The sequence below is a fragment of the Erythrobacter litoralis genome (assembly GCF_001719165.1).
Lineage (GTDB): Bacteria > Pseudomonadota > Alphaproteobacteria > Sphingomonadales > Sphingomonadaceae > Erythrobacter > Erythrobacter litoralis.
Genome location: NZ_CP017057.1, coordinates 1268174 through 1292573 on the forward strand (window position 1 = coordinate 1268174; position 24400 = coordinate 1292573).

Sequence of the window (24400 nt, forward strand, 5' to 3'; positions counted from 1 at the left end):
ATGGCATCCGCAAAGATCCGCAAGGGTGACAGCGTCGTCGTGCTTTCGGGCAGGGACAAGGGCCGCACCGGCACGGTCGCCCAGGTCCTTCCCAAGGAAGGCAAGATCGTGGTCGAAGGCGTCAACGTCGTCGCCCGTCACCGCAAGCCGAGCCAGCAGAACCCGCAGGGTGGCATCGACCGTTTCCCGGCCCCGATGCCCGTGTCTAAGGTTGCGCTGGCCGATCCCAAGGATGGCAAGCCCACCCGTGTCCGCTTCGAAGAGAAGGATGGCAAGAAGGTGCGCGTCGCCGTGAAGAGTGGGGAGACGATCGATGGCTGATTACACGCCCCGTATGAAGGCTCGCTACGACGAGGAGATCGTCAAGGCGATGACCGAGAAGTTCGGCTACAAGAACCGGCTTGAAGTTCCCAAGCTCGAGAAGATCACGCTCAACATGGGTGTGGGCGAGGCGAGTCAGGACAAGAAGAAGGTTCAGACCGCTGCCGAGGAAATGGCACTGATCGCCGGGCAGAAGCCCGTCATCACGAAGGCCAAGAAGTCGATCGCCCAGTTCAAGCTGCGCGAAGGCATGCCGATTGGCTGCAAGGTCACCCTGCGCCGCGAACGCATGTACGAATTCCTCGATCGCCTGGTGACCGTCGCCATGCCGCGCATCCGCGACTTCCGCGGCCTCAACGCGCGTTCGTTCGACGGTCGCGGCAACTACGCGATGGGTCTCAAGGAACAGATCGTGTTCCCCGAGATCAGCTACGACAGGATCGAGAAGGTGCGGGGGATGGACATCATCGTGACCACCACCGCCAAGACCGACGAAGAGGCGCGCGAGCTGCTGCGCCTGTTCGGCTTCCCCTTCGAAGGCGAAGCCAAGGCTGAACAGAAGGAAGCGGCGTGAGCCGTTTCCTGACAGAGACACGAAAGAAGAGAGCTTAAGTCCATGGCGAAACTGAGTTCGATCAACAAGAACGAGCGTCGCAAGAAGCTCGTGAAGAAGTACGCGGCCAAGTACGAGAAGCTGAAGGCGATCGCGAATGACGAGAGCCTGGATGAGACGGAACGTCTCATGGCGCGCCTCAAGATGGCCGAGATCCCGCGCAATGCGAACCCGACCCGGGTGCGCAATCGGTGCGCCACCACCGGCCGCCCGCGCGGCTATTACCGCAAGTTCGGCATCAACCGCATCGAACTGCGTCAGCTTGGCAACCGGGGAATGATCCCGGGTCTGACCAAGTCGAGCTGGTGAGGACCTGACAGATGGCTATGACCGATCCCCTGGGTGACATGCTCACCCGCATCCGCAACGGCCAGCAGGCGAAGAAGGACTCGGTCCTCTCGCCCGCGTCCAAGCTGCGCGCGAACGTTCTCGAAGTGCTCCAGCGTGAAGGCTACATCCGTGGCTATTCCGAGGACGAGAGCGGCAAGCACAAGGCGCTGCGGATCGAACTGAAATATTTCGAAGGCGAGCCGGCGATCAAGCATGTCGCGCGCGTTTCGAAGCCCGGCCGCCGCATCTATTCGGGCTGCAAGGAACTGCCCTCGGTGCGCAACGGCCTTGGCATCACCATCGTCTCGACGCCGCGCGGCGTGCTCTCGGATGCCGAGGCCCGCGCAAACAATGTCGGCGGCGAAGTGCTGGCGGAGGTGTTCTGATGAGCCGCATTGGCAAGAGGCCGGTGACGATCCCCTCGGGCGTCACCGCCAATATCGACAACGGCCTGCTCAGCGTGAAGGGCCCCAAGGGCACCCTTTCGATGGGCCTGTCCGATCTCGTCGAGTACAAGCTCGAGGACGGGGAGATCTCGGTCACCCCGGCCAATGACAGCCAGAAGGCCCGTGCCTATTGGGGCATGCAGCGCACCATGGTCTCGAACCTTGTCGAGGGCGTGACCGAAGGGTTCACCAAGACGCTCGAGATCGCGGGCGTGGGTTACCGCGCGCAGGCCCAGGGCAAGAAGCTCAAGCTTCAGCTCGGCTTCAGCCACGACGTCGACCTTGACGTACCCGAAGGGCTGGAGGTGAAGACTCCGGACCAGACCACGGTCGAAATCTCGGGTATCGACAAGCAGGCCGTCGGTCAGTTCGCGGCCGAGATCCGCGAGTTCCGCAAGCCCGAACCCTACAAGGGCAAGGGCATCAAGTATCGCGGCGAGTACATCTTCCGCAAGGAAGGGAAGAAGAAGTAAGATGGCAAAGCTTTCCCTTTTCGAACGCCGCCGCATGCGGGTGCGCAGCGCGCTCCGCAAGCGCTCGGGCGACAAGCCGCGCCTGTCGGTCCACCGGACCGGCAAGCATATCTACGCGCAGATCATCGACGATGCCGAGGGCAAGACCCTTGCTGCGGCCTCGACGCTCGGCGTGAAGGGCAGCGGCGCGAATGTCGATGCCGCGAGCAAGGTCGGCAAGGACATCGCCGAGGCCGCCAAGAAGGCGGGCGTGACCACTGTCGTGTTCGATCGCGGCGGGTTCCTGTACCATGGCCGCGTCAAGGCGCTGGCCGATGCCGCTCGCGAAGGCGGGCTGGAGTTCTGATGATGGCCGAGAACAACGAAAACACCGAGAACACCGAAGCGACGGAAAACGCCGCAGCGGAAACGCCCAAGGAAACTTCGGCGCCTCAGGCCGAGGCAAAGGCCGAAACTCCTTCGGAAGCTGCCGACAACCAGTCGGCGGCCCAGGAACCGAGCGCCCAGCCGACCGAAGAGCCCCGTCAGGGCCGCGGCGGTCGTGGTGGACGCGGCGGTGGCCGGGACGGCGGCGGCGGTGGCCGCGGCCGCGGGCGCGGCGGCCGTGACGGTGGCCGTGGCGGCCGGCGCGAGGAAGAGGACGACGGCATCATCGAGAAGCTCGTCCACATCAACCGCGTCTCCAAGACGGTGAAGGGCGGCAAGCGCTTCGGTTTCGCCGCGCTCGTGGTGGTCGGCGACGGTCAGGGCCGCGTCGGCTTCGGCCACGGCAAGGCTCGCGAAGTTCCCGAGGCGATCACCAAGGCAACGGCGGCCGCGCGCAAGAAGATGATCCGCGTCCCGCTCAAGGAAGGTCGCACGCTGCACCATGACGCCAAGGGTCATTTCGGTGCCGGCAAGGTCACCGTGCGCACCGCGCCTCCGGGTACCGGCATCATCGCCGGCGGTCCGATGCGCGCCGTGTTCGAGAGCCTTGGCGTTGCCGACGTCGTGACCAAGTCGGTCGGGACCTCGAACCCCTACAACATGATCCGCGCCACTTTCGACGCGCTGACCAACCAGACTTCTCCGAAGTCGGTCGCCCAGCGTCGCGGCAAGAAGGTCGCCGACCTGCTCGGTCGCGGCGGCGCGAGCGAGGCCGAGGCGCAAGCCGACGCCGCGGCCCTGACCGAATAAGAAGGGCGTGGAGTAAACGAACATGGCTACCATCAAGATCAAGCAGGTGGGCTCGCCCATCCGTCGCCCCGAAGTTCAGCGCAAGGTGCTGATCGGGCTCGGTCTCAACAAGATGCACAAGGTCGTCGAACGCGAAGACACTCCGGAGATCCGGGGCATGGTCGCCAAGATCCCGCATCTGGTCGAAATCGTCGAATAAGCGGCACGAAATCATGGCTGAGCCTCCGCCGCGGCGGGGGCTCAGCCAATATCTGAAGCGCGAAGAAAAGCGAAAGCGAGTGCACTCATGAAACTCAACGACATCCGCGACAACGAAGGCGCCCGCAAGGGGCGCGTCCGCAAGGGCCGTGGCATCGGCTCGGGCAAGGGCAAGACTGCCGCGCGCGGCCAGAAGGGCCAGAAGAGCCGTTCGGGCGTCTCGATCAAGGGCTTCGAAGGCGGCCAGATGCCGCTCCACATGCGGCTGCCCAAGCGCGGCTTCAACAACCCGTTCGGCAAGGATTATGCCGAGGTGAACATCGGCATGGTCCAGAAGTTCATCGACGCCGGCAAGCTCGATGCCAAGAGCGACATCACCGAGGACGCGCTGCGCGCCTGCGGCGTCGCTCGCGGGGGCAAGGATGGCGTGCGTCTGCTCGGCAAGGGTGAGCTCTCGGCCAAGGCCAAGTTCATCGTCACCGGCGCGACCAAGGGCGCCGTTGCTGCGGTCGAAAAGGCCGGCGGCAGTGTCGTGGTTACCGCCCCGACAAATGCCGAACTCAAGGCTGCCAAGGCCGCCAAGTCGGGCGACGGCGACGAATAATGCGACAAAAGGCGAGCGGGGGGTTCGACAAGCAGCCTCCCGCTCCCTATTTACGCCTCTGCGCGGCCCGCCTGGCCCGGCAAGCGTCCGGTCCAACTTCGCGGAAGGCCGCCCATATTCGGGCCGCAGCGCTAGGGCGCGTCGCGGCCGAAGGCTAGGATCGAAACGACGACATGGCATCACGCGCCGACAACATCGCCAGCAATCTCAACTTCGGCAATTTCGCCAAGGCGACCGAGCTGCGCCAGCGCATCTGGTTCACGATCGGCGCGCTGATCGTCTTCCGCTTCCTGAGCTTCGTGCCGCTGCCGGGCGTCAACCCGTCCGCGCTGCGCGATCTTGCTGAAATGGGGCGGGGCGGGGTGCTCGACCTTTTCAACACCTTCTCTGGCGGCAGCCTCGAGCGGATGAGCCTCATCGCATTGGGCGTCATGCCCTACATCACCGCCTCGATCGTCGTGCAGATGGCCTCGGCGCTGCATCCGACTTTGGCTGCGCTCAAGAAGGAAGGCGCGACCGGGCGGCAGAAGCTCAACCAGTACACCCGTTACGGGACGGTCTTCCTTTGCGCGATCCAGGGCTACTTCCTGGCGGTCGGGCTTGAAGGCTTTGCCTCGCAGAACGGCATCGGCGCGGTGGTCGACCCTGGTTACATGTTCCGGATCGGAGCGGTCATCAGCCTCGTCGGGGGGACGATGTTCCTGCTGTGGCTTGGCGAACAGATCACCAGCCGCGGGATCGGTAACGGCGTCTCGCTGATCATCATGGCGGGCATCGTCGCACAGTTCCCGACTTTCGCCGCCAACCTGTTCGAAGGCGGCCGGACCGGTTCCATCTCGGCGACGATCATCGTCTTCTTCGTCGTCATGGTGATCGCTCTGATCCTGCTCATTTCCTTCGTCGAGCGGGCGCAGCGGCGGCTGCTGATCCAGTATCCCAAGCGCGCGACCCAGCAGGGCGTGATGCAGGCGGATCGTTCGCACCTGCCGCTCAAGCTCAACACCGCCGGCGTCATCCCGCCGATCTTCGCCAGCTCGCTTCTGCTCCTGCCGCTCACGATCTCGCAGTTCGCGGGCAATTCGGTCGACACCGAGAGCGGCTTCGGCAATGTGATCGTGACGCTCAACCAGTATCTCCAGCCGGGCGCGCCGATCTACATGCTGCTCTATGGCGCTGGGATCATCTTCTTCTGCTTCTTCTACACCGCGGTCGTATTCAACCCGGAAGAGCAGGCGGAAAACCTCAAGAAGGCGGGCGGCTTCATTCCGGGCATCCGTCCGGGCAAGCGGACTTCGGACTATCTCGAATATGTCCTCACCCGCATAACGGTGGTCGGTGCGCTCTATCTTGCGCTGGTCTGCATGCTGCCGGAATGGATGATCCGCCAGACCGGCATCCCGCTGTTCCTGGGCGGGACCAGCCTGCTCATCGTCGTCAACGTGACTGTCGATACGATCAGCCAGATCCAGTCGCATCTGATCGCGCATCAATATGGCGACCTTATCAAGAAGGCGAAGTTGAAGGGGCGGATGCGCTGAAGCATTCTCGCTTGACTGTTGCCATTCGTCGTCCGCTTATGAGAGGAGCGACCTGCGGGCCATGAACCCGCGGCGCGATAACGGGGGAGCTTTCGTGAACATCATTCTTCTGGGGCCTCCCGGTGCGGGCAAGGGAACGCAGTCCAAGGGACTCGTCGAACGCCACGCAATGGTCCAGCTCTCGACCGGCGACATGCTGCGCGAGACACGCAAGGCCGATACCGAACTCGGCCGCAAGGTCGCCGACATCATGGATTTGGGCGGGCTTGTCTCGGACGACATCGTCTCGGCCATGATCGATGCGAAGCTCGCCGAAATGGGCGAAGGGCAGGGCGCGATCTTCGACGGCTATCCGCGCACCGCCGCGCAGGCCGGACAGCTCGACGAAATCCTGGCGAAGCACGGCCGCGCGCTTGATCGCGTGATCGAACTCGAGGTCAACGAGGACGCGCTCGTCGAACGCATCACCGGACGATTTTCCTGCGCGAATTGTGGCACTCTCTACCACGACACCGCCAACCCGCCGAAGGTCGAAGGCGTATGCGATGCGTGCGGTTCGACCGATTTCAAGCGGCGCCCCGACGACAACGAGGAAACCGTGCGCAACCGCATGGCCGAATACCGCGCCAAGACCGCACCGATCCTGCCCGGCTACGAAGCGCGCGGGATCGTCACGCGGGTCGACGGCATGGCCGGTATCGACGAGGTCGCCTCGGCGATCGACCGGGTGCTCGCCTGATCGCTCTTCCCCGCGGCGCGCCGATCTCCTAGAGGCTGGCTGGGCATGAGGGAGGAAAGGCCAATGATCCGTCTCACCATCTGGGCCGCGCAGCTTGCAAGCGCGCTCGGCCTTGCTGCCGTCGCGGTCCCCGCACTGGCCGAGATCGAGCAGATCGAGGAACGCCGGTTTCTCACCCGCGACGAGGCGGTGGTCTCAGCCAGCCCCAAGGAGGTTTGGCTCGCGCTCATCAGTCCGGCGCGCTGGTGGAATTCGGCTCACACGTGGTCGGGCGATGCGACCAATCTCAAGCTCACCCCGCAGGCCGGCGGGTGCTTCTGCGAGACCATTCCCGAAGTCGACGAGCCGGGGCGCTTCACGCTTGAGGGCAGTGTCGAACACATGCGCGTGATCCAGGCCTATCCCGAACGCGCGCTGGTGATGCGCGGGGCGTTGGGGCCGCTCCAGCCCGAACCGGTGGCAGGCGTTCTCACCATAGCGATCAGCGAGGTCGAGGAGGGCACGCGGATCGTGTGGGAATACAATGTCGGCGGTTTCATGCGGTTCGAGACAAAGGCGATCGCGGCCGCCGTCGACGGGGTGATGAGCCAGCAGCTTGCCGGCCTCGCGGACATGCTGGGGAGAGTGGAAAAGCCCGAAGCCGATCCCCGGCCCGAGCCCCGGCCCGAGCCAGAAAGCGAACCCGATGACGATAGCGATGAAGAGGCCGCGATCGAGGGCGAGGAGGTCATCGAGGAAACGCCCGACGAACGCGCACCCAGCGTCGAGGAGGCTTTCGGCGACCTGGTCGAGGACGAAGCCTGAATTGCCCTTCCGGCCGAACCCCGGCCGGACCGGCTTTCGACAAGCCGAGTTTTGACTGACCCGCCGAAGCGGTGTAACCAACAAAGGATAGGATGCGGCGCCGCCCGTTCGTCGGGAGCGGCTTTCTTTTGTGCGCGCAGCGGTTGACGCACCTCGCGAATCGCCTTATGCGCGCGGTTCATTCGACACGCTCGAACCCCGTCCGGCAGGTCGCCGCCCAGCGCGCGTACCGCTCGGGCGTTTTGCCGTTTGACCGCCGGGCATCGCCTTGCGGTGCTTGCGGCACGGCATGGGGGCCGAGCGTGGCGGTTGTTTAGCGATGAGATAGGGGCTCCGGCATCACGTCCGCAAACCCCTGTGGAGCATGGAGAATTAAGTGGCTCGTATTGCCGGGGTAAACATCCCCACCAACAAGCGCGTGATCATCGCGCTCACCTACATTCACGGAATCGGCCGCACCACGGCCGTCGATATCGCGAACAAGCTGGGCATCCCGCTCAGCGCGCGCGTGCAGGACCTCACCGACGAGGAAGTGCTGCGTATCCGCGAGACGATCGATTCGGACTACACCGTCGAGGGTGATCTTCGTCGCCAGACCGCGATGAACATCAAGCGGCTGATGGACCTGCGTTCCTATCGGGGCCTGCGCCATCGCAACCAGCTGCCCGTTCGCGGACAGCGCACCCACACCAACGCCCGCACCCGCAAGGGCAAGGCGAAGCCCATCGCCGGGAAGAAGAAGTAAGCGCGGCTTTTAAAGTCCACGCTTTTCCCTTCATCCGAATTCAAGAGGAACACGCACAATGGCACGCGAACCCGGCCGAGTGAGGCGCCGCGACAAGAAGAACATTTCTTCGGGCGTTGCGCATATCAATGCCAGCTTCAACAACACCATGATCACCATCACCGACGCGCAGGGCAATGCCATCAGCTGGTCCAGCGCCGGCATGATGGGCTTCAAGGGCAGCCGCAAGTCGACGCCCTATGCCGCACAGGTTGCCGCCGACGATGCCGGCAAGAAGGCCGCCGAACACGGCGTCCGCACGCTCGAAGTCGAGGTCAAGGGCCCCGGCTCGGGCCGCGAGAGCGCGCTGCGCGGTCTTGCCGCGGTGGGTTTCAACATCACGTCGATCCGCGACGTGACGCCGATCCCGCACAACGGCGTCCGCCCGTCCAAGCGTCGCCGCGTCTGACACAACCCGTCCGGCGGCCATCGGGGCCGCCGACACCGTACGGGTTGCCAGCCGCCAGCGCTTACGGCCCGTCCCGAATTTGAACCGCTGAAAGGCGAATTAGGGGAAATCCATGTCCGTCAACACGAAGAACTGGCAGGAACTCAAGAAACCCAACGCTCTCGAAATCAAGGAAGGCGGCGACAAGCAGCGCAAGACCACCTTCGTCGCCGAACCGCTTGAGCGCGGCTTTGGCCTCACTCTCGGCAACGCCCTGCGGCGCGTGCTGCTCTCCAGCCTTCAGGGCGCGGCGATCACCTCGATCAAGATCGAGAACGTGCTGCACGAATTCTCCTCGCTCGCCGGCGTGCGCGAGGACGTGACCGACATCGTCCTGAACGTGAAGCAGATCGCGCTCAAGATGGAAGGCGAGGGGCCCAAGCGCCTCCAGCTGTCGATGACCGGGCCCGCCACCGTCAAGGCCGGCGACATCGCCGTCACCGGCGATATCGAGGTGATGAACAAGGACCTCGTCCTGTGCCACCTCGACGAGGGCGCGACGCTCAACATGGAACTGACCGCGGATGTGGGCAAGGGTTATGCTCCGGCCGTGCAGAACCGTCCGGCCGACGCGCCGATCGGGCTCATCCCGGTCGACTCGCTCTATTCGCCGGTGCGCCAGGTCAGCTACAAGGTCGAGAACGCCCGTGTCGGGCAGGAGCTCGACTATGACAAGCTCTCGCTCACGGTCGAAACCGACGGCACTGTCACGCCGGAAGACGCCGTGGCCTATGCCGCGCGGATCCTGCAGGACCAGCTGACGCTGTTCGTCCACTTCGAGGACGGCATCCCGCAGCCGCAATCGGCGATGATCGGCCATGCCGCCCAGCCGCAGGAAGACGACGCCAACCAGCTCAACCGGTACCTGCTCAAGAAGGTGGACGAACTGGAACTGTCGGTGCGCAGCGCCAACTGCCTCAAGAACGACAACATCATCTATATCGGCGACCTGGTCCAGAAGACAGAGGCCGAGATGCTGCGCACGCCGAATTTCGGCCGCAAGTCGCTCAACGAGATCAAGGAAGTGCTCTCGTCGATGGGCCTGCGCCTCGGTATGGACATTCCCGGCTGGCCGCCGGAGAACATCGAGGAAATGGCCAAGAAGCTCGAACAGGAACTGCTCGGCTGATGAATTGGCGCGCTCCGGGTATCCGCCCGGAGCCGCTTCGGGGGCGATGGTGACGGCCCGCAACGGTCACCGGGATGGAGCTACCTCACACGGGCTCCCTACGAACGAAGGAAACGAAAAATGCGTCACGGTATTTCGCAGCGCAAGCTCGGTCGCAAGACCGGTCACCGCAAGGCCCTGTTCCGCAACATGGCCGCGGCCCTCGTCAAGCACGAACAGATCGTCACGACCGTGCCCAAGGCCAAGGAACTGCGCCCCTATATCGAGAAGCTCATCACGCTCGCCAAGCGCGGCGGCCTCTCGAACCGGCGCCTCGCGATGAGCCGCCTGCAGGACGAGACCCAGCTCAAGAAGCTCTTCGACGTCCTCGCCGAGCGCTATTCGGACCGTGAAGGCGGCTATGTCCGCGTCATCAAGGCCGGCTTTCGCGCCAGCGACAGCGCTCCGCTCGCGGTGATCGAACTGATCGACCGTGATGAGGACGCCAAGGGCCAGGATTCGGGCCCCGACATGAGCGAAGTGGACGAATACGCCGAGGCCTAATCGCGCTCGACAAGCGAATGACAGGGGCCGATGGAGCGATCCGTCGGCCCCTTTCCTTTTGGCGCTTTCGCCCTAGTGTCGCGGGCCATGAGAACGTTTATCCTGGCCGCCGCCGCAGCGTTGCTGCTTGCCTCCCCTCCCGTCGCCGCCCAATCCGCGCAGGACCGCCTCGACGCACGCTATGACCGCGCGCTCGCAGCGGGATACAAGGCGCTGATGCTGTGCAGTGCGATCGCCGTCGCCGAGCGCAACGGGACCACCCGCTCCCCGGAAAGCGTCCACGAATGGGAGCTGTCCGGCATCCAGACCCCGCTCGACGCCATTGTCCGCGACCTCCCCTTCGAAATCGTTCGCCGCCCCACCGGACAGATTGCCCACGTCCAGGTCGAATGGGCCGAGGACATGCCTGATCGCCTCGCAGCCTATTACGGGCAGGACACGGGCTGCTCCGTCCTGCCGATCGGAGCGCCCGAGGACGTGAGCAATCCGCAAGCACCGCTCGTCGAACGCGGCAGAGAGGTGGACGAGGACACGCGCGGCATCGAAGTCGAGGTCGACAGCGGCGGCGGGGAGATGCGCCAGGGGCCGCTCGACCGCGTCTTCGCCGATGCATTCGCCGAGCGATACGGCGAGGGCCGCACCACGGCCGTGCTGGTCCGTCGGGTCGACGGCGACGGCACGCAGGTCGAGGAGGAGGCCCGCTACGCCCCCGGCTTCGATGCGGCGACCCCGCAGCGCACATGGTCGGTCGCCAAGAGCATTGCCGCCACCCTTGTCGGCGCTGCGGTCCTTTCGGGCGAATATTCCGTGGAGGATCCGGTCGGCCTTCCATACTGGCGCGCCGGGGCGGAGGGCGATCCGCGCAATACCATCACCATCGACCACGCCCTGCGCATGGCGACGGGCCGCTATTCCGACACGCCGGGCAATCGCACCGATCCGCTCTATTGGGGCGGGACCACGGTGGACGAGCGCGCCGCGAACTGGCCCGTGCTTCACAGGCCCGGGACGGTCTATCGCTACGCCAACAACGACACGCTGATGGCGGTGAAGGCGATCGAGCGCTGGCTGACCTATTATTCGCCCGACGAATTCTTCGCCAGGCTCGGCATGGACCACACCGTTGCGGAGACCGACATCAGGGGCAATCACGTCCTCTCCTCGCAGGTCTGGTCGACCGCGAGCGACCTTGCGACGCTTGGCCAGCTCTATCTCAATGATGGTGTGTGGAACGGCGAGCGGCTGCTGCCCCAAGGCTGGCGCGAATACGTGTCCGACCCGTCCGGCCCCCAGCCCGAGAGCACCGAGTGGGGCTATGGCGCGGGCTGGTGGACCTTTCGCCGCCCGGACGGAAACGCGTTCGAGGGCATCCCCGACGACGCCTTTGCCGCGCGCGGCAATCGCGGGCAGTACGTCGTCGTCGTGCCATCGCGAAACGTCGTGATCGTGCGCCGGGGGGAGGACCGCGTAGGAACCCGCTTCGACATCGCCGGTTTCACCCGCGACGTGTTGGCGGCGCTGGAGGGGGCGTAAGTTCGCGTCCTCCACGCGCCGAGACATCGAATAGCGGAAAAACTGTTCAGATTCGATCCGTCTTAGCTGAACGGGTGCTGCACGCCGGATTCAGGCTCGTCTCACCCCCTTTCCTACATGTTGGGCTCGCAAGCCGGGGCTATCCCGTTCCGGCCCAATGCGAGGATGAGACCATGACGAGCCCCCCTTCCAAACTCGCCCCTCCTTCCGGATTCGCGAAAGCCGCGCTCGGCACGCTTGCCGCAGGCGCGCTGGCTTTCGGATCGGCGACCCCTGCCATGGCCGACGACCACCGTGACCGCGACGGCGGGATCGGCGCGGGCGAGATCATCGCTGGCGCACTCGTTATCGGCGGGATCGCCGCGCTCGCCGGAGCCTTCGACGGAGACAACGACTGGCGCGACCGGCGCGACCGTCGCTGGCGCGGCGATCGCCGCGGCTGGCGGGGCGACAGGCGGGGCGGGCGCTTCGCCGATCCGCGCTTCGCGATAAATCGCTGCGTGCGGGCCGCCGAGAACCAGGCCCGCCGTTTCGGGGGCTGGCGTTTCGCCGACGTGACCGAGATCCGCGATGTCGACCGCAGGCGCTATGGCTTTCGCATTCGCGGCCGGATCGTGGTCGAGGACAATTTCCGCTTCCGCCGCAATTTCGACCGTGGCCGCTTCACCTGCCGGTTCGACGGGCGCGGCCGTCCGCGGATCGATTTCGACGGGGTGAGGGGCCTGCGCTGAGCCGCGCTTCGATATCCCGACCATCTTTGCGCCCCCGGCAGCCGCAAGGCTTTGCCGGGGGCGTTCGTTCCGGCAGGCTTGCGCAGGTCCTCGCGCGCTGCTTAGGTAAGGGCCGCTCATCTGCCATTCAGCCCCGGTCAAGCCGGAGCCCGATAGCGTCATGGGCGTGAACTGGAGCGATTGGTGGCCGCTCGACCCTGACGATGACCTTCGCCTTTGTTCGAAGGCCCCTTCGAGGAGGATCTGTCCATGGCGTCCCCATCCCGCAACGCCGCCTATCGCCTGGCCGCAATCGCCGGTTTCACCGCTGCCCTTTCGATGACCGCCGCCCCCGTTTCCGCGGCGCAGCTTCCGGACAATCTCGTGCGGCCCGCGAATGCAGGCGCCTTCATGACCGATTTCGGATCGAGCACCTATGACGCCGAGGCCGACACCGCCGACTGGCGGCGCTGCTGGCGCCGTTGGGGCTGCCGCGGCTGGCGCGGGCGCGGCTGGAGGGGGCGGCGCGGGGTCAGCGCGGGCGACGTGCTTGCCGGCGCGGTCATCATCGGCGGGATCGCTGCCATTGCCAGCGCGGCCTCGAACAACCGGCGCGAGCGCGAGCGCGACGTGGTCGTCGTAGAGCGCGACCGGGTGCGCTACGATGATCGCTATGACGACAGGCGTTATGACGACAGGCGCTATGACGACAGGCGCGCGACTTCGCGCCGTGCGGGCGGCGCATCGGGCCTCGAAAACGCGGTCGACATGTGCCTTGCCGAAGTCGAGCGCGACGTTCGGGTGGACGAAGTCGACAACGTCCAGCGCACCGCGAGCGGGTGGGCGGTGACCGGCAGCCTGTTCGACGGGTCGGCATTCCTCTGTACGATCGGCAATGACGGGCGGGTCGACAATATCGATTACGGCGGCTTTGTCGGCCGTGCGGACGGGGCGGCAGGTTCGGACGGAACCTTCATTCCGCCACGCTCCGTGCCCCGGCGCGCAGGCGGCGAACAGTGGAGCGATGTGCGCTATCTCACCGCCCGCGCCAATATCGAGGAACGCTCGGGCTTTGGCCCGCAGCCCGACGAGGAAATGCGCGTCGCTCTCGGCACCAGCCCGCGCGATGTCGAGGCGGCCTTTGCCGGACGTACCGTGCCCCAGCGCGATTACGATCGCCCCGCCGAGCCGATGGTCCCCTTGCGCGCCGAGCGCCAGCCGGTCTATCCTGGCGGACCGATCCCGGGCGAGGACATTCCCGAGGCGCGGCCCATCGACGGCGATCTCGGCCGCTAGGCCGCCTCAAGAGGCGGCCTGATCGCGCTCTTCGAACGGGGCGTTCCCGTCTTCGCTTTCGGCCGGATGCTCGCCTGCTTCGTTCTTCGAAAAGGCGTCCATCTGCGCAGCGGTTTCGGCAGCGGCCTTGCGGCGCAGCTTGCCATAGGTCGGCCAGCGCCAGCGGAACTGGATCGCGCCGAGCCGCACGACGAAGCCGCCAATGAAAGCCACGGCCCAGGCGATCGTTTCGTTGAATCGCAGGGTTTCGGCGAGAAAGGATCCCGCCGCTGTCAGGGCCGAGGCGAGCAGGGCGGCGGTGAGATAGATCTGCGGCTGCATGATGACCGACGGACGCCCGGCCACGACATCGCGGATGATGCCGCCCGCGACCCCGGTGAACACCCCCATCAGCAATGCCGGGACCGGCGGGATGCCATAGGCAAGCGCCTTGGCCGTGCCGAGAACCGCAAAGGCGGCAAGCCCCGCGCCGTCCGCGTAGAAGAACAGGCGCCCGTCCCAGATGCGGCCCGGGAAATTCCACGCGATCACCGCCATGCTCAGGCAGACCGGCGCCACCCACGGATCGAACATCCAGAACACCGGCGCGCCGATCAGAAGGTCGCGCACCGTGCCTCCGCCGACTCCGGTGACAAGCGCGAAGAAGCCCATCGTGACGAAGCTCTGGCGTTCGCGCGCGGCAATCAACGCGCCCGACAGCGCGAAGACGGCGATGCCGAGAATGTCGAGAATGTCGAGGATCGGGGTAAGGATGGTCTCGTTCATGCGGCGCTTTCGATTGGGACGGGGCCGGGCGCAATGCCGGCGGTGCGGACGGGCGCCCGCAGGCACTGGGACAAGGCCCCCAGATACCACGCTCGAAAGCGCGATGCGTTCCGGCGCGCGGGGGCGCGTCAGGCGTGCAGTATCTCGCCCATTTCGCCCGCCGCGGCAATGCAGTCGAGATCGGCGAAGGCAGGCCCCATGACCTGCATCCCGCAGGGAAGCTCTGCGCCCTGATAGGTGCCGGAACCGATCGGCAGGACGGTGGAAGGGAGGCCCGGGAAGGTAGCAAGGCCGGAGAAGATGAGCCCTGCGCCGCCCGAGACGTCTTCGCCGTTCACGTCGAGCGCGCCCTTGAACACCGCCTCGTCGCGGTGGGGGATGGCGAGCACGGGGGCGGGCGGGGCGAGGACGAAATCGAAGGTTTCGAACACGCGCTCCCACAGCGCCTGGTTGGCGGCCTGCGCGTCGAGCAGGTCGAACCAGTCGGTCGCGGTGGCACGCTTGCCGTTGGGCGCGGGCGCGCCGCGGGCCATGACCGTGTTGAGCATCCTGAGGTAATCGCGGTGCTGCTGCGCAAGGTCGGGGACGAGGTCGCTCTCGCGCTCGATGGCGATACCGGCCCTTGCGAGTGTCCCGAGCGCGGCCTCGGTCGGCTCGGCGACGCTTGCATCGAGCGGGCAGCCGGGCATCTCGGTAAGCGCGAGGAGGCGGCATTGCGAAAGCGGCTTGCCCGACTGGCGGAGTGCGAAGCGCGCGCCGATCCCGGTCAGCACGGCAAGATCCTGCGGGTTGCGAGCAAGCGGCCCGGCTATCGACAATTCGCTTTCATGCGCCGCGACGAAGCCTTTGCGCCGGGCCATCATCGGGTGGTCGTGGCCGAGTTTGGAGACGAGGCCGTGGGTCGTCTTGTGCCCCCAGATGCCGCAGAAATGCGCCGGGACCCGGACCGAGCCGCCGATATCGGTGCCGTATTCACACGCCACCATCCCGCTCGCCACCGCAGCCGCGCCGCCGCCCGACGATCCGCCGGGCGAGCGCGCATGGTCGTGCGGGTTGTTGGTGCGGCCATAGACCGGGTTGAAGCTCTGCCAGTCGGTGAGATCGGTCGGCACGTTGGTCTTGCCCACGATCACCGCACCGGCCGCTTTCAGCCGGCGGACCAGTTCGGCATCGCGCGCGGGCACGTAATCGGTCAGCCGTTCGTGGCCCCAGCAGCTTTGCAGCCCTGCGACATCGAAGCTTTCCTTGACCGTCATAGGCACGCCGAACAGCGGCTGGTCTTTGCGTGGCCCCTCGCGGTCCATCGCCTTTGCCGTCTCGCAGGCGCGCTCGAAATCGGGCACGGCGAGCGCGTTCACCTCGGCATCGAGATGTTCGATCCGCACGATCGCGGCATCGACCGCCTCCACGACCGAAAGCTTGCCCGCGCGGATCGCCGCCGCGGTTTCGAGCGCGCCCGGTTTCGTCGTCAGTTGCGGATAGGCCATGTCTCCCCCTCGACCCCGCGCCGCCTCACATGTGGATCGGCTTGCCCTGCACCGCCATCGCCGCTTCCTTGAACGCTTCGGCATGGGTCGGGTGGGCGTGGCAGGTATAGGCGATGTCTTCGGACGTGGCGCCGAATTCCATCGCCTGCGCGGCCTGCGCGATCATCGTGCCCGCCAGCGTGTTGATCATCCAAACGCCCAGCACCCGGTCGGTTTCGGCATCGGCGATGACCTTGACGAAGCCGTCGGTGTCGCGGTTCGCCTTGGCCCGGCTGTTCGCCATCATCGGGAACTTGCCGACCTTGACTTTGGCCTTGTCGCCGCCCGCCGCCTCGATCGCCTGTTCCTGCGTAAGGCCGACCCCGGCGATTTCGGGCGCGGTGTAGACGACGTTGGGGATGACATCGTGGTTCACGATTCCCGTCTGCCCGGCGATGAATTCGGCCACTGCAATGCCTTCGTCCTCGGCCTTGTGCGCGAGCATCGGGCCGGGCGCGACGTCGCCGATCGCCCAGATGTTCTCGACCTCGGTGCGGAAATCGTGGCCGATCGCGATCTGGCCGCGATTGTTGACCTTAAGCCCCGCCTTTTCGAGCATCAGCCCGTCGGTGTTGGGCCGCCGCCCGATCGAGACGAGGACGTGGCTTGCCTCGATTTTCTGTTCATCGCCGCCGGAGGACTTCTCGACCGAAAGGGTAACCTTCTTGCCCTTGACGCTGGCGCCGGTGACCTTGTGGCCGAGCATCATTTCCATGCCCTGCTTCTTGAAGATCTTGCCCGCTTCCTTGCGCACTTCGCCGTCCATGCCGGGGAGCAGCTGGTCGAGGAATTCGACCACGGTGACCTTCGCGCCGAGCCTGCGCCACACGCTGCCCAGTTCCAGCCCGATCACGCCGCCGCCGATCACCACGAGATGCTCGGGCACTTCGTCGAGGTCGAGCGCGCCGGTCGAATCCACGATGCGCTTCTTGTCATTGTCCACCTCGACGCCGGGCAGCGGAGTGACGCTGGAACCGGTGGCGATGACGATGTCCTTCGCCGTGTGGGTCGCATCGCCGATCTTGACCGTATGCGCGTCCTCGAAAGCGGCATGGCCTTTCAGCCAGGTGACCTTGTTCTTCTTGAACAGGAATTCGATTCCGCCCGTGAGATCGCCGACCGCGGCGGATTTCTCGGCCATCATCTTTTTCAGGTCGAACGTCGCCTTGGCCTCGATCCCCCAGGTCGCGAAATGGCCGCCTTCGGCTTCCTCGAACAATTCGGAGGCGTGGAGCAGCGCCTTGGACGGGATGCAGCCCACGTTGAGGCAGGTCCCGCCGAGCGTTTCGCGGCTTTCGACGCAGGCCACCTTGAGGCCCAACTGCGCGGCGCGGATCGCGGCGACATAGCCGCCGGGGCCGGCACCGATGATGAGGACGTCGTAATCGTAGGAATGGTCAGCCATTGTTGTTCTCCGCAGGATCTTGCGGGGCCGTGCCCGGCTGCTCCTGCACACAGGTTCTGAGGACTTGTTCGATCCGCCCCTGGTCGATCCGCAATTCGCCGTCTTCGGCAAGATCGGCCGCGAAATCATCCGCGCTGCATTCGCAGGCAGCGTTCACGCGTTCGGCAGCGATGCCCGCACTTTCGGCAACGCCCTGGCATTGCTCGATATATTGCGCGCGCAGCTCTCCGGCAATGGCGTCGCCGGCGATTTCGCTGGCGACATCGCAGCCCGAAAGCAGGGCAAGGGCGGCGAGCGAGGCGAGCGCGGCAGGGGCGGGAACGGCGTTCTTCATCGGTTCAGCCTTACAAATCGATCAGCATCCGGGTCGGATCCTCGATCGCCTCCTTGATGATCTTCAATGCGGTCACCGCCTCGCGCCCGTCGATCAGGCGGTGGTCGTAGGAGAGCGCGATATACATCATCGGACGGATGACGACTTCGCCATTGATCGCGACCGGGCGATCCTCGATCCGGTGAAGGCCCAGCACCGCGCTCTGCGGCGGGTTGATGATCGGGGTCGACATGAGGCTGCCGAACACTCCGCCATTCGAGATGGTGAAAGTCCCACCCGACATGTCCTCCATCGTCAGCGTGCCTTCCTTGGCGCGCTGGCCGAAATCGGCGATGTCCTTCTCGATCCGGGCAAAGCCTTTCTTGTCGGCATCGCGGATGACGGGGACGACGAGGCCATTGGGTGCGGAGACTGCGACCGAGATATCGACGTAATCGTGGTACACGATCTCGTCGCCCTCGATATAGGCGTTGGCCGCCGGCACGTCCTTCAGCGCGAGGCAGGCGGCCTTGGCGAAGAAGCCCATGAAGCCGAGGCGGATGTCGTGCTTCTTGGCGAACATGTCCTTGTATTTGCTGCGGGCCTCGATCACCGCGGTCATGTCGACATCGTTGAAGGTGGTCAGCAGCGCGGCATTGTCCTGCGCGCCCTTCAGCCTTTTCGCGATGGTCTGGCGCATCCGGGTCATCTTGACCCGCTCTTCGCGGCGTTCGCCGCCGGTCGCCGCCGGAGCGGGCGAGGGCGCCGGGGCAGGAGCAGCCGAAGGAGCGGGCGATCCGCTCTTCCTGGCCTCGGCGGCGGCGATGACGTCTTCCTTCGTCAGGCGCCCGTCCTTGCCCGTCCCCTTGATCGTGGAGGGATCCACGCCGTGTTCGAGCACCGCGCGCCGCACCGCGGGCGAAAGCGTCTGCGCAGCGGCGATCAGTTCCTCCGACGGGCCTTCCTTCGCGCCGTCGTCCTGTTCCTTCGCCTCGCTTGTCGCGGGGGACGGGGACGGGGCAGGGGACGGGGAGGGGGATGGGGACGGGGAAGCGCTCGCCCCTTCCTCGATCAGAGCGATCACCGCGCCGACCTCGACCGTGTCGCCGACCGCGACCTTGTGTTCGCTCATCACGCCCGCGACCGGCGAGGGCACGTCGACCGCGACCTTGTCGGTTTCGAGGCTGGCGATCGGCTCGTCGGCCTCGACCGCGTCGCCGGGCTGCTTGAGCCATTCGCCGATCGTGCCTTCGGTGACCGATTCGCCGAGGGCGGGGACTTTGATTTCGGTTGCCATTGTTTCTTTTTCCTCAGCCTTGGACGGGACTGCCGGGTTGGTTCTGTTCTCAGGCCTCCAGCCCGAGCGCTTCGGCGACGAGCTGTTCCTGCTGCTGCTTGTGACGGTTGGCGAGGCCGGTCGCGGGCGAAGCCGCCGCCTCGCGCCCGACATAGATCGGTCGCTTGCCCTCGAAACCTGCAAGCGTGAGCGAATCCTCGATCTGGTTCTGGACGAAGAACCACGCGCCGTTGTTCTTCGGCTCTTCCTGGCACCAGATGACCTGTTCGAGACCGGTCATCCGCTTCAGCCGCACCGCGAGCGGTTCGCCGGGGAAGGGATAGAGCTGCTCGATCCGCACGATCGAAACGTCCTTGAGGCCTTTTTCGTCGCGCTTTTCGATGAGGTCATAGGCGACCTTGCCCGAACACAGGACGACGCGCCTGACCTTTTCGTCGGCGATCTCGGCCGTGTCCGACTTGATCCGGCGGAACTGGCGGTCGCCGAGGAATTCGTCGCGGCTGCTTTTCGCCATCGGATGACGCAGGAGCGATTTGGGCGTCATGATGACGAGCGGCTTCCTGAACGGGCGCAGCATCTGGCGGCGCAGGACGTGGAAATAGTTCGCCGGCGTCGTGATGTTGCAGACCTGGATGTTGTCGTTCGCGCACAGCTGCAGGAAGCGTTCGAGCCTTGCCGAGGAATGCTCCGGACCCTGGCCCTCGTAACCGTGCGGCAGCAGCATCACGAGGCCGTTGGCACGCAGCCACTTGGCTTCGCCCGAGGCGATGAACTGGTCGATCATGATCTGCGCGCCGTTGGCGAAATCGCCGAACTGCGCTTCCCACAGCACCAGCGATTTGGGGTCGGCCATGGCGAAACCGTATTCGAAGCCGAGCACGCCATATTCCGACAGCGTGGAATCGTAGACCTCGAACTTGCCGTGGGGCAGGGTGGTGAGCGGGATGTACTTGCGCTCGTCGCGCTGGTCGACCCACACGGCATGGCGCTGCGAGAAGGTGCCGCGCCCGCTGTCCTGGCCCGACAGGCGCACGCCGTAGCCTTCCATCACGAGGCTGCCGAAAGCGAGCGCTTCGGCCGTCGCCCAGTCGAAGCCTTCGCCGGTTTCGAACATCTCGGCCTTGGCGGCGAGCACGCGGCCCAGCGTCTTGTGGATTTCCAGATCGCCCGGCACCTCGGTCAGCACCTTGCCGAGATGGTCGAACGCCTTGCGCTCGATCGCGGTCTCGACATTGCGCCGCGCGGTTTCGGGATCGGCGGGCTTGTTGAGCCCGGCCCAGCGGCCCGCGAACCAGTCCGCCTCGTTTGGCTTGTAGCTCTTGGCCGCCTCGAATTCCTGGTCGAGCAGGTCGATGAATTCCTTAGCGGCTTCCTCGCGGTGGCCCTTTTCGACCACGCCTTCCTCGATCAGCCGGGTCTCGTAGATCTTCGACACCTTGGGATGGCTTCGGATCGCGTCGTACATCAGCGGCTGGGTGAACTTGGGCTCGTCGCCTTCATTGTGGCCGAAGCGGCGATAGCACCACATGTCGATCACCACGTCGCGGTGGAAGGTCTGGCGATATTCGACCGCGAGCTTGCAGGCGAACGTCACCGCTTCGGGATCGTCGCCGTTGACGTGGAGGATCGGCGCCATGACGCCCTTCGCAACGTCCGAGGGATAGGGCGAGGAGCGGGCGAATTTGGGGCTGGTGGTAAAACCGATCTGGTTGTTGATGATGAAGTGGATGCACCCGCCGGTGTCGTATCCGGGCACGCCCGAAAGCGAGAGGCTTTCCCACACGACGCCCTGGCCCGCAAAGGCGGCATCGCCGTGGATGAGGACGGGCAGGACTTCCAGCTTCTGCGTCAGGTCGTCGCGGATCGCCTGCTGCGCGCGCGCCTTGCCGAGAACGACGGGGTTCACCGCCTCGAGGTGGCTGGGATTGGGCGTCAGGCTCATGTGCACGCTGATCCCGTCGAATTCGCGGTCGGTGCTGGTGCCGAGGTGATATTTCACGTCGCCCGAACCGCCGACATCGTCGGGATTGGCGCTGCCGCCGGAAAATTCGTGGAAGATCACGCGATAGGGCTTTGCCATCACGTTGGCGAGGACGTTCAACCGCCCGCGGTGGGCCATGCCGTAGATGATCTCGCGCACGCCCGCGCTGCCGCCATGCTTGATGACCGCTTCCAGTGCCGGGATCATCGATTCCCCGCCGTCGAGGCCGAAACGCTTGGTCCCGACATATTTCTTGCCGAGGAATTCCTCGTATTGCTCGCCGCGCAAAACGGCCGCGAGGATCGCCTTCTTGCCTTCGGGAGTGAACTGGATCGTCTCGCCCGGGCTTTCGAACTTGTCCTGCAGGAACCGGCGTTCCTCGGTGTCGGCGATGTGCATGTATTCGAGGCCGACCTTGCCGCAATAGACCTCGATCAGCCGCTTGTGCAGTTCGCCCACGGTGGTCCATTCCATGCCGAGGACGCCGCCGGCATAGACTTCCTCTTTTTCCAGCCCGGCAAGCCCGTGGAATTCGAGCGTCAGGTCCTCGGGCACTTCGCGCTGGCTCGACAGGCCCAGCGGGTCGAGATCGGCCGCCATGTGGCCGCGCACGCGGTAAAGCCGCACCAGCGTCATCGCCGCGATCGACATGCTCGCTGCGCGCTGGATCGCTTCGGGGTCCATCGCCTTGCCCGACTTGGCCGCGGCTTTTTCCACCGCGCCCTTCATGTCGGTGACGCGCATCTGCGTCGGGTCCATCGCCGCGGCGAGATCCGCATCGGCGCCGCTGACCGTGTCGAGCCAGCGCCTGTTGCCCCAGGACGGTCCGGGCTGGGGGCCTTCCTGGTCGGTCATCTCGGGGATGAAACTGGCGGTTTCCTTGTTCATGGCGAATGTCCCGCTGGGGAAAAAGGGGAGGGGAGGAGAAGGCGCGCCCCGGCGGAACCGGGGCGCGCGGATAAGGGTCAGGCCGTTTCCTTGAGCATCGCGGCAAGCGTGGTGCCGAGTTCGGACGGCGAGGGCGAGACGCGGATGCCCGCATCCTCCATCGCCGCGATCTTGTCATCGGCGCCGCCCTGGCCGCCGGAAACGATCGCGCCGGCATGGCCCATGCGGCGGCCCGGAGGCGCAGTGCGGCCCGCGATGAAGCCGACGGTGGGCTTCTTGCGGCCCTTCGCTGCCTCGGCCTTCAAAAAGGCGGCGGCTTCTTCTTCTGCGCTGCCGCCGATCTCGCCGATCATGATGATGCTTTCCGTTTCCGGGTCGTCGAGGAAGAGGTCGAGCACGTCGATGAAGTTCGTCCCGTTGACCGGGTCCCCGCCGATGCCGACCGCGGTCGACTGGCCGAGCCCGACCTGCGTTGTCTGGTGGACGGCTTCATAGGTGAGCGTGCCTGAACGGCTGACGACGCCGACCGAACCCTTCTTGAAGATCGAACCGGGCATGATGCCGATCTTGCATTCTTCGGGCGTGAGGACGCCGGGGCAGTTCGGGCCGATCAGGCGCGAGCTTGAACCCTCGAGCGCGCGCTTGGCGCGGACCATGTCGAGCACCGGGATGCCCTCGGTGATGCAGATGATGAGCTCGATCTCCGCATCGATCGCCTCGCAGATCGCGTCGGCGGCGAAGGGCGGTGGCACGTAGATGCACGAAGCGGTCGCGCCGGTCGCGGCCTTGGCCTCCTTCACCGTGTCGAACTGCGGCAGGCCGATATGCTCCGTACCGCCTTTGCCGGGGGTAACGCCTGCGACCATCTGCGTGCCGTAAGCCAGCGCCTGCTCGGTGTGGAAGGTGCCGGTGTTGCCGGTCATCCCCTGCGTGATGACCTTGGTGTCTTTGTTTACGAGGATGGACATTCAGTTGCTCTCTCTTTCAGTAAGAACAGCGAGACGCAGCGCAGGCGCCTCGCGCGATCCGGTCGGCGCGATCTGGACCGGCCGACCTTCGGCCATGAACGTGATCGTGCCTTCGTCATCGGCCGGGGGCAGCTTCCCGCCAAAGGCCTGCTTGAATTGCTCGAAGACCTCGAAGCTCTCGATCCGTGCATTGACCATGCAAACGCCTTGGCCTTCGAGCGTGCTGAGGATGATGATCGGTGCACGCTCGGCGTGTCCATAGAAGATCGGGCCCCCTTCGATCACCTCGCCATCGCCCGAACGCAGGGTGGCGCGCGACCATCCCCGTCCCTCGAGCGAGGCGACGGAGATCCCGCCGCTTTCGGTGGCGGCGAAGCAATCGTTGAAGGTCTCGAAAATCTCGGGCAGCGCGGCCTCCCGCATCTGCTCCGCCGCCGCCGGAGCGATGGGCAAAGTGAGGGCCGCTAGTGCGACGAGGCTGCGCTTAAGCAAGGCTCTCATCCAGCCCCTTGCACGCTTCGAGCAATTCCTCGACCGCGTCGGTCGAGACCTTGAGGTTGCCGCGCTCTTCATCCGACAGCTCGATCTCGATCACGTCCTCGGTGCCGCCCGCGCCGATCATCGTCGGCACGCCGACATACAGCCCGTCGAGGCCGTACTTGCCCTCGACATAGGACGCGCACGGCAGGATGCGCTTCTGGTCGCCCAGATAGGCCTCGGCCATGGCGATCGCGCTGGTGGCGGGCGCGTAATAGGCCGAGCCGTTGCCGAGCAGGCCCACGATCTCGCCGCCGCCCTTGCGGGTGCGGTCGACGATTTCATCGAGGCGGCTTTCGGAGACGCCCTTGATCTTGGCCATGTCCTTCACCGGGATGCCGTTGATCGTGGAGTAGGACAGGACCGGCACCATCGTGTCGCCGTGCCCGCCGAGGACGAAGGCGTTGACGTCGCGCACCGAGACGCCGAATTCCCACGCGAGGAAAGTCGCGAAGCGCGCGGAATCGAGCACGCCCGCCATGCCGACGACCTTGTTGTGCGGCAAGCCGGAGAATTCGCGCAGCGCCCAGACCATCGCGTCGAGCGGGTTGGTGATGCAGATCACGAAGGCGTCGGGGCAGTTGTTCTTGATGCCCTCACCGACCGCCTTCATCACCTTGAGGTTGATGCCGAGCAGGTCGTCGCGGCTCATGCCGGGCTTGCGCGGCACGCCCGCGGTGACGATCACCACGTCGGCGCCTGCAATGTCGGCATAGTCGTTCGTGCCGGTGATCTTCGCGTCGAAGCCTTCGATGGGTCCGCACTGCGAAAGGTCGAGCGCCTTGCCCTGCGGCATGCCTTCGGCGATGTCGAATAGGACGATGTCGCCCATTTCCTTCTTCGCGGCGAGGTGGGCGAGCGTGCCGCCGATCATCCCGGCGCCGATCAGCGCAATCTTGGTGCGGGCCATTATTGGACTTCCTTCCCTGATCCTTGGGACGAAAACCATGTCTGTGGCGCGAAAGCGGCCCGTCCCAAGCCTTGCCAAGCGCCGTGATCTCGCGGGCGGGCCTAGGCGCGCGTAGAGGGCATTGC

28 protein-coding genes are annotated in these 24400 nt (G+C 65.5%); 19 read left to right on the forward strand and 9 right to left on the reverse strand.

The window, feature by feature from the left end; genetic code table 11:
- The 19 genes from rplX (at position 1) to Ga0102493_RS06080 (ending at position 13685) form a co-directional block, all read left to right on the forward strand.
- A complete protein-coding gene (gene rplX, locus Ga0102493_RS05990; RefSeq protein ID WP_034905007.1) occupies positions 1-321 on the forward strand; it encodes a 50S ribosomal protein L24 in 321 nt (106 codons plus the stop codon).
- Positions 314-895, forward strand: a complete 582-nt coding sequence (gene rplE, locus Ga0102493_RS05995; RefSeq protein ID WP_034905006.1) for a 50S ribosomal protein L5 — start codon at positions 314-316, stop codon at positions 893-895. The genes rplX and rplE overlap by 8 nt, the downstream gene beginning before the upstream one ends.
- A gap of 42 nt (positions 896-937) precedes the next feature.
- Positions 938-1243: a 30S ribosomal protein S14 gene (rpsN, locus tag Ga0102493_RS06000; protein ID WP_034905004.1), complete on the forward strand. Its 306-nt coding sequence runs from the start codon at positions 938-940 to the stop codon at positions 1241-1243.
- Between the two features lie 11 nt (positions 1244-1254).
- Positions 1255-1650, forward strand: coding sequence for a 30S ribosomal protein S8 (gene rpsH / locus Ga0102493_RS06005; protein WP_034905002.1), 396 nt, complete (start codon positions 1255-1257; stop codon positions 1648-1650).
- A complete protein-coding gene (gene rplF / locus Ga0102493_RS06010; RefSeq protein WP_034905000.1) occupies positions 1650-2183 on the forward strand; it encodes a 50S ribosomal protein L6 in 534 nt (177 codons plus the stop codon). Before rpsH ends, rplF begins: the two co-directional genes overlap by 1 nt.
- 1 nt (position 2184) lies before the next feature.
- Positions 2185-2529, forward strand: coding sequence for a 50S ribosomal protein L18 (gene rplR, locus Ga0102493_RS06015; RefSeq protein WP_034904997.1), 345 nt, complete (start codon positions 2185-2187; stop codon positions 2527-2529).
- Complete coding sequence (rpsE, locus tag Ga0102493_RS16360) at positions 2529-3359, forward strand: 30S ribosomal protein S5 (RefSeq protein ID WP_051698184.1); 831 nt, start codon at positions 2529-2531, stop codon at positions 3357-3359. The genes rplR and rpsE overlap by 1 nt, the downstream gene beginning before the upstream one ends.
- Before the next feature lie 22 nt (positions 3360-3381).
- The gene (gene rpmD, locus Ga0102493_RS06025; protein ID WP_034904994.1) at positions 3382-3558 is read left to right on the forward strand and encodes a 50S ribosomal protein L30; all 177 of its coding nucleotides are present in this window, start codon (positions 3382-3384) and stop codon (positions 3556-3558) included.
- A gap of 87 nt (positions 3559-3645) precedes the next feature.
- Positions 3646-4161, forward strand: a complete 516-nt coding sequence (gene rplO, locus Ga0102493_RS06030; RefSeq protein WP_034904992.1) for a 50S ribosomal protein L15 — start codon at positions 3646-3648, stop codon at positions 4159-4161.
- 173 nt (positions 4162-4334) lie between these two features.
- On the forward strand, positions 4335-5699 hold the full coding sequence (gene secY, locus Ga0102493_RS06035; protein ID WP_034904986.1) for a preprotein translocase subunit SecY: 1365 nt from the start codon (positions 4335-4337) through the stop codon (positions 5697-5699).
- 94 nt (positions 5700-5793) lie between these two features.
- Positions 5794-6438, forward strand: coding sequence for an adenylate kinase (locus Ga0102493_RS06040; protein ID WP_034905238.1), 645 nt, complete (start codon positions 5794-5796; stop codon positions 6436-6438).
- Between the two features lie 63 nt (positions 6439-6501).
- The gene (locus Ga0102493_RS06045; protein ID WP_069297473.1) at positions 6502-7242 is read left to right on the forward strand and encodes an SRPBCC family protein; all 741 of its coding nucleotides are present in this window, start codon (positions 6502-6504) and stop codon (positions 7240-7242) included.
- 376 nt (positions 7243-7618) lie between these two features.
- Positions 7619-7987: a 30S ribosomal protein S13 gene (rpsM, locus tag Ga0102493_RS06050; RefSeq protein ID WP_034904985.1), complete on the forward strand. Its 369-nt coding sequence runs from the start codon at positions 7619-7621 to the stop codon at positions 7985-7987.
- A 58-nt stretch (positions 7988-8045) separates the two neighbouring features.
- On the forward strand, positions 8046-8435 hold the full coding sequence (gene rpsK / locus Ga0102493_RS06055) for a 30S ribosomal protein S11 (RefSeq protein WP_034904984.1): 390 nt from the start codon (positions 8046-8048) through the stop codon (positions 8433-8435).
- 112 nt (positions 8436-8547) lie between these two features.
- Positions 8548-9603, forward strand: a complete 1056-nt coding sequence (locus Ga0102493_RS06060) for a DNA-directed RNA polymerase subunit alpha (RefSeq protein WP_034904983.1) — start codon at positions 8548-8550, stop codon at positions 9601-9603.
- Positions 9604-9723: 120 nt separating this feature from the next.
- Positions 9724-10146, forward strand: a complete 423-nt coding sequence (rplQ, locus tag Ga0102493_RS06065) for a 50S ribosomal protein L17 (RefSeq protein WP_034904982.1) — start codon at positions 9724-9726, stop codon at positions 10144-10146.
- An 87-nt stretch (positions 10147-10233) separates the two neighbouring features.
- A complete protein-coding gene (locus Ga0102493_RS06070; protein ID WP_034904980.1) occupies positions 10234-11679 on the forward strand; it encodes a serine hydrolase domain-containing protein in 1446 nt (481 codons plus the stop codon).
- Positions 11680-11852: 173 nt separating this feature from the next.
- On the forward strand, positions 11853-12410 hold the full coding sequence (locus Ga0102493_RS06075; protein WP_034904978.1) for a hypothetical protein: 558 nt from the start codon (positions 11853-11855) through the stop codon (positions 12408-12410).
- 249 nt (positions 12411-12659) lie between these two features.
- Entirely contained in the window at positions 12660-13685 is a 1026-nt protein-coding gene (locus Ga0102493_RS06080; protein ID WP_150132431.1) for a hypothetical protein, read from the forward strand.
- A 6-nt stretch (positions 13686-13691) separates the two neighbouring features.
- On the opposite strand, the gene Ga0102493_RS06085 is transcribed toward Ga0102493_RS06080, so the two are convergent.
- From Ga0102493_RS06085 to mdh, 9 genes are all read right to left on the reverse strand, one after another.
- The gene (locus Ga0102493_RS06085) at positions 13692-14450 is read right to left on the reverse strand and encodes a trimeric intracellular cation channel family protein (RefSeq protein WP_034904975.1); all 759 of its coding nucleotides are present in this window, start codon (positions 14448-14450) and stop codon (positions 13692-13694) included.
- 128 nt (positions 14451-14578) lie between these two features.
- Positions 14579-15937: an amidase family protein gene (locus tag Ga0102493_RS06090; RefSeq protein ID WP_034904973.1), complete on the reverse strand. Its 1359-nt coding sequence runs from the start codon at positions 15935-15937 to the stop codon at positions 14579-14581.
- A gap of 25 nt (positions 15938-15962) precedes the next feature.
- Positions 15963-17381, reverse strand: a complete 1419-nt coding sequence (gene lpdA, locus Ga0102493_RS06095) for a dihydrolipoyl dehydrogenase (RefSeq protein WP_034904972.1) — start codon at positions 17379-17381, stop codon at positions 15963-15965.
- Positions 17374-17715 (reverse strand): hypothetical protein, encoded by a 342-nt coding sequence (locus Ga0102493_RS06100; protein ID WP_034904971.1) that lies wholly within the window; start codon positions 17713-17715, stop codon positions 17374-17376. Before Ga0102493_RS06100 ends, lpdA begins: the two co-directional genes overlap by 8 nt.
- Before the next feature lie 10 nt (positions 17716-17725).
- Positions 17726-18991, reverse strand: coding sequence for a 2-oxoglutarate dehydrogenase complex dihydrolipoyllysine-residue succinyltransferase (odhB, locus tag Ga0102493_RS06105; protein ID WP_034904970.1), 1266 nt, complete (start codon positions 18989-18991; stop codon positions 17726-17728).
- Positions 18992-19040: 49 nt separating this feature from the next.
- Complete coding sequence (locus Ga0102493_RS06110; RefSeq protein ID WP_034904968.1) at positions 19041-21860, reverse strand: 2-oxoglutarate dehydrogenase E1 component; 2820 nt, start codon at positions 21858-21860, stop codon at positions 19041-19043.
- A 77-nt stretch (positions 21861-21937) separates the two neighbouring features.
- The gene (gene sucD, locus Ga0102493_RS06115) at positions 21938-22828 is read right to left on the reverse strand and encodes a succinate--CoA ligase subunit alpha (protein ID WP_034904967.1); all 891 of its coding nucleotides are present in this window, start codon (positions 22826-22828) and stop codon (positions 21938-21940) included.
- Positions 22829-23329, reverse strand: coding sequence for a hypothetical protein (locus tag Ga0102493_RS06120; protein WP_150132432.1), 501 nt, complete (start codon positions 23327-23329; stop codon positions 22829-22831).
- Positions 23313-24275, reverse strand: a complete 963-nt coding sequence (gene mdh, locus Ga0102493_RS06125; RefSeq protein WP_034904961.1) for a malate dehydrogenase — start codon at positions 24273-24275, stop codon at positions 23313-23315. The genes Ga0102493_RS06120 and mdh overlap by 17 nt, the downstream gene beginning before the upstream one ends.
- Positions 24276-24400: the final 125 nt, after the last annotated feature.